Source organism: Mycobacterium sp. KBS0706 (assembly GCF_005938675.2).
In the GTDB taxonomy this organism is placed as follows: Bacteria; Pseudomonadota; Alphaproteobacteria; order DSM-16000; family Inquilinaceae; genus Inquilinus.
On record NZ_VCCH02000206.1, the window covers coordinates 1 to 5032 of the forward strand.

4 protein-coding genes are annotated in these 5032 nt (G+C 62.9%); 1 reads left to right on the forward strand and 3 read right to left on the reverse strand.

Translation table 11 applies throughout. The features are described 5' to 3' along the window. Positions 1-1078: 1078 nt before the first annotated feature. The gene (locus FFK22_RS40910) at positions 1079-1972 is read right to left on the reverse strand and encodes a 3'-5' exonuclease (protein WP_138893457.1); all 894 of its coding nucleotides are present in this window, start codon (positions 1970-1972) and stop codon (positions 1079-1081) included. 406 nt (positions 1973-2378) lie between these two features. Beyond that, entirely contained in the window at positions 2379-3215 is an 837-nt protein-coding gene (locus tag FFK22_RS44665) for a LuxR C-terminal-related transcriptional regulator (RefSeq protein ID WP_138893458.1), read from the reverse strand. Positions 3216-3743: 528 nt separating this feature from the next. Between FFK22_RS44665 and FFK22_RS43570 the strand changes: the two genes are divergently transcribed. Beyond that, entirely contained in the window at positions 3744-4112 is a 369-nt protein-coding gene (locus tag FFK22_RS43570; RefSeq protein WP_186002953.1) for a hypothetical protein, read from the forward strand. 423 nt (positions 4113-4535) lie between these two features. On the opposite strand, the gene FFK22_RS43575 is transcribed toward FFK22_RS43570, so the two are convergent. After that, positions 4536-4685 carry a hypothetical protein gene (locus tag FFK22_RS43575; protein ID WP_186002954.1) on the reverse strand — a complete coding sequence of 50 codons (150 nt, stop codon included), beginning with the start codon at positions 4683-4685 and terminating at the stop codon, positions 4536-4538. Positions 4686-5032: the final 347 nt, after the last annotated feature.

A 5032-nucleotide genomic window follows, 5' to 3' on the forward strand; every position in this document is an offset into this window, starting at 1 on the left:
ACAGAAGCCGCATTCTTGCGCACAGACATACCATCGATTTCGGGGCGCGGTGGAGTGACCGGCTATGGCGCTGTCGAGACGCATGCGCCGCTTACCCTACGCTCCCGAGATCTGCTCCTCATCCTTTACTGACGGTATCAGCGCCGCACCTCCTCAGGTCCTCTTTCCGCCTTTCTCGGCCGGCTAGGCCGAATCGAGGCTGCCTGAAAGCGGCCGTCGCGCCCGGCGCCAGAGAGCGGAAACGAGTAGACGCGACCCAAGGCGGTTACGCGCCACTGAGCGCGCATGCCGTTAGGCGACGTCGCCTGGTCTGTTTGGCCAAGCACCACAGCGAACCGCTTCGGCCAACTGACCGATTGTAACCGGTCTCACCTCGCGTCTCGGCAGGAACAGGTGAAGCGCCCACGCACATACGAGAGATGATCCAAGCGACAGAGCTACCGCGGCAAAATGCGGAACAGGGGACGGCGCTAGAATCATCCCAAAGACACCAGCGACCATGATGGACAGAACACCGATGAATGCTGAGCGCAACGTCATTCCTTCCGGATTGAAGTAAGAAGGCCATTGCTGCTCAAGGCATGCGAAATCTGTGCCAAACCTACCCTTGATCCATTGGATCAGTTCGACTGCATCATCGCCGTCGATGCGCAAATCGTGTAGAACTCGGGTCGATGGCGAGAGCTTCGAGCGCGCTATCCCGTAATCTCGCTCGAGCAGACTCGTGATTGCTACCACTGGATCGTCAGCCATAGTCGAAGTTTAGCGCGCGCGCTCAATGTCCGCAAAACGCCCAATGCAGTCGGCGAGGTCAGAGGGCGCGCGTCGAAAGCCGCCGCCGGAGCCGACTCCCTTGATGATCGAACATGCGCCAACCCGCGAGGATCGCTGACTGTCCCCTCTGTGAGCCTGGTCCGCTTTCGGACACGGTTGGGTCGCGGGAGACGTCCGCTTCGGAGAAGCCCGCCGGGCCTGTGCTCGTCCGCTCTGAGGACAATCCGGCCCTGGCGCTGGGGTCCGTTTTCGGACTCGCTGTGGCGACGAGGGAATGTCCGGCTCGGAGGAGCAGGCCGACGGCTCAGCAGCGATCGGAAAACCGATCATGGGCGCCGAAGCGGATGACTGGAATTGACGCCTCGTACTGGTAGATCTCGTGGCGCAGGTACGCCAACTCCTGCTCCAGCCGGTCCTCGTCGACATCGAAGTACCAGCTGCGAGGACGCCCGTTCGCTTCGCCGTTCCAGCGATATCCACGCGCCTTCAGGATGTCCTTGAAGTCGAACGGGGAGTTCTCCGCCCAGATCCGGCAGGTCGGCTTCCGCGCCGTCTCCAGCAGCCGCGCCAGCGCGGTGACCCCGCACCGCGGTAGCGGCCGTGCCAGAATCTCCAGCACGGCAACGCAGTCGTCAGCCGCTCGATGGCCATCGAAATAGAAGCCGCACTCGATGGCGAGGTAGCGGAGCTTACCGCCCTCGAAACCCTCCTCGGCCCAGGGCACCTGGGACCAGGAACACGCCCAGGGCTTGGTCGTGAAAACGTCGCAGAATCGCTCCGCGAACTTCCTGTCGAAGCCGGCATTGTGGGCGACGATCAGGGCGGCGGGCGCAGCAAAGGCTTCGACCTCGGCCGTATCGATCGACAGTCCAGCGACCATGGTGTCATCGATGCCGGTGAGCGCGGTGATCTCGGCGGGAATGGGCACGGAGGGCTGGCGAAGCCGCTGGAACGGCTCATGGATCTCGAAAATCCGGCCGTCGAGGCCATAGGTGAAGGGCACCATGGCGAGTTCGATGATCTCGTCCTTCGCCGGATCCAGGCCCGTGGTCTCCAGGTCCAGGAGGATGCCCAAGCGGGTAGGAGTGCCGTCCGGCGTGGCGAGCAGGCGACGGTTTTCGAGCTTGCGAAGAACCCGATACCGGCCGCTCGCCTCCAGCGTGCTCGCCATGAGTTCCAGATCTGTCTCGCCGCTCACCTGCCTGCCCTCGCTGTGCCAGGGCAGGCTATCGCCTCGCTAGGCCCCGGGCCACAGCTGAACGCGAATCCATATCGCTGCGTCGGAAGTGGCAACTCCAATCTCCGCTTCCATCAACCTCGTTGACGCGCGCAGCGACGTCCAAACCTCTTATAACCTGGCAGCCTCGCGGGCTCGGATTCAAGGGCGGCGGCCGCCGGATCGCGCCGGCTCATGCGGAGGGCCTGTGCTGCAGAGGCCGTGCTTCGGCCGGGATTACCACGACCTCCTCTCGCGGCGCATGCCGGGGCCGGCGGTTGCTGCCATCGGATCTGCGGCACCAGATCGACGCAATCGTCCGTGGCCTTAGCCAGGCGCATTGGGTGCGTTGGGCGACCCGAGCGAGGCGCCCTTCCGTCCTACAGCCTCACGCGCCGATGGCGGACGACCAGGTCTGGACAGGGCGGGCCTTGCGGGGTGCCAAGCTGTGCAGCTTGAAGGCGACCTCAGTTCGGTTGCGGGCCTGCAGCTTCTTCATGATGCTGCGGATATGGACCTTCACCGTGCTTTCGCAGAGGTTCAGCTCATAGGCGATGATCTTGTTTGCCTTCCCTCGCGCGACCGCATCGGCGACCGCCGCCTGCCGCTCGGTAAGCAGCTGGGTCACGGACGCAGCCGCATGGGGCGCCGTCGAAAGGGTGTATTGGGATTGCACCAGGCTGCTGGCCGGCACGAACACTCCGCCCGCCCGGGCAAGCGAGATCGCCTCGACGGCGACGGACAGGCTGACGCTGGTCGGTATGTATCCGCGGGCGCCGTGTCCCAGGATCGTCACCACGTGCGATGGTTCCTCGATGTCACCCATCACGATCATCGGAATATGCGCATATTCCCGCACCAGGAGCTGAAGGTCTTCGGCCAATCCGGGATCGTCGGCATCTGTTGCGCCGATGCTGAGCAGGATGACTGAGGTCTCGTGGCGGAGACCATTCGTCAACCACTCATCGAGACGCGCGAAGGCGCGGCTGCGATACCGGCTCCCCGCCCCCTCGAGGGCTCGGGCCAAAGTCTCCCGACCAAGGGCCCGAGGCTCTACAACCGAGATCAGCGGCGCATCTTCGTTCGACCGCACCGGCGGGAGCATGATTGTGCTACCCTCCGCAAGGCGATCGTCGGATTCGCGGGTCAATTGTGGTGTCGCCTCGTCGACCAAATGGTCGACGCTGCCGATCTGGTCCGGCTGCAATCCTTTATACGCAATCATGTCCCCTCCTGCGAATTGACCTGCTCTACAATAATGCCCGCGTCGGGTAACTAAAACGACGCCGAGCCTAAGGAAGCATTCAAGTCATGCTCCCAGCCACCTCCACGTTCCGGCTGTGACGGATTGTTTGATGACTTCGACCAATTATGTTGGGTCGCGAGCCATCAGGATTAAGTTCGCCAGAATATGGGAATATAGAGCCTGACCGGTCCGGATGAGTCAAGCGGCATCCATCAAATTTTATGGATAATTTAGATTAATCGTTCTTACCCCATTCGGAGTACGGCACGGTCCAGTCGCATGGCATCTGGGTCAAGCTGAACTGTCCGGGCTGGGATTGAGGCCGACCCGCGCAGCCACAGTCCGGACCTCAGTGCCTATTCGGATCCAAGTAACTTTCCACTGATCCAATGGGGCGGCAAGCGTAGCGGCAGTCCCCTCGCCGGCTGGTTAGCAGACTTCCGTTTCCGCCCTTCCCAGCCCCTTGAGGCGAGCCAAAGCGTCCGGAGAACCCAGGCGCAATAGTCTGTGAACCGCGTCCTGCAGCTGGTCTTCACGGAACGGCTTTCGCAGGACGGGATCGGTGACAAGCCGGTCGATCCAATCGTCCCCCAGGGCCGTGATGAAGGAAAACGGGATCTCGCGACGGCGCAGCAGGTCCGCCACTGGATAAACTCTATCGCGATATGGCAGTCGGAAATCGGGCTGCAGTTGGACATCGAGCAGGGCTGCGTCGAGCCGTTCTGTCTCCGCAAGCTTCATGGCTTGCCGCAACGTCCCCACGGGCCCGATCACCTGAATGCCCATCCGGCGAAGGATCTCATCGATTTGCTGCGCCGTGTGGAATTCGTCTTCGACGACCAGGACTCGCCTTGGTGTTGGAATCGTGGCGAGTGAAGGTCGCGCACGTGCGTGAACGCGACGTCTCATCACATGCCTCAAAATGGGATCCCGCCGAAGCGGGGTTGAGGATCCAATGTTGGAGCGGTAGCCCCGACGCAGATGACGATGGCGGGACATCCATTATTCCGAAGAATCTTTGGTCCGTCGGGATCTGGGCCAATGCGCCAGCGCTGCCGCGAGCCTGTTGCCGGCCGGATGGTGGATTTCTGCTTTCGGCGCTCCGCGGCCGGATTGCCTGTGGAACCGCGACCGAGGCCACCACGGCGATAGCTTCCCTTGAATCTCCGGACAGGAAAGACAGACCGATGACGGTCCGCCTTCCGTGGAACAAGCCGACTTCGGGCATGGATGGATCACCGGCATGTCCGTTGCGTGGAAGCCTGTAGGGTCGCGACCGTCCGGGAGAGGACCAAACGGCTACTCTTCGGCGAGCAGCCTGCCTGTGAAGTTGCCCTGCCACAGGCTCGAGTGCCGCCGGTAGCCGCGGGCGGTCCGGGCGTCCTTCCAGCGGCCGTGCTGCATTGCCGCCTCGAGCGGCACGCCCTTGCGGTCGGCGGCGGTCATCATCCCGGCCCTGAGGCTGTGCCCGGAAGAACTCCCGCTCGTCCAGCCCGGTGCCCTTAATCACCCGCTTGACCAGACGGGCGACGGTCTTGGTATCGATCGGCTGCAGGCGCCCGTCGAGGCCATAGGTCAGATGGGCGCCGCGATCGACGCGGCAGAACAGCGGCCCGGGCGCGTCGCCGCGCTCCGTCCCGGCTCAAGCTCCAGCACGACGTGAAGAGCGCGACACCGTCTGCCTCGACGACATGGGTCTTCATCTGGGCGATAGAGAAAGCGCCCGGCTGCAATACGCGAGAATAGAATTCGCGCAATTCTTGTTTACCGCGGATCTCGCGACCGGGAGCGAGCTC

Bases quoted from the DNA above. Each gene is read 5' to 3' on its own strand.
- FFK22_RS43575 (WP_186002954.1), bottom strand. From the start codon at position 4,685: ATGATGACCGCCGCCGACCGCAAGGGCGTGCCGCTCGAGGCGGCAATG.
- FFK22_RS44665 (WP_138893458.1), bottom strand. From the start codon at position 3,215: ATGATTGCGTATAAAGGATTGCAGCCGGACCAGATCGGCAGCGTCGAC.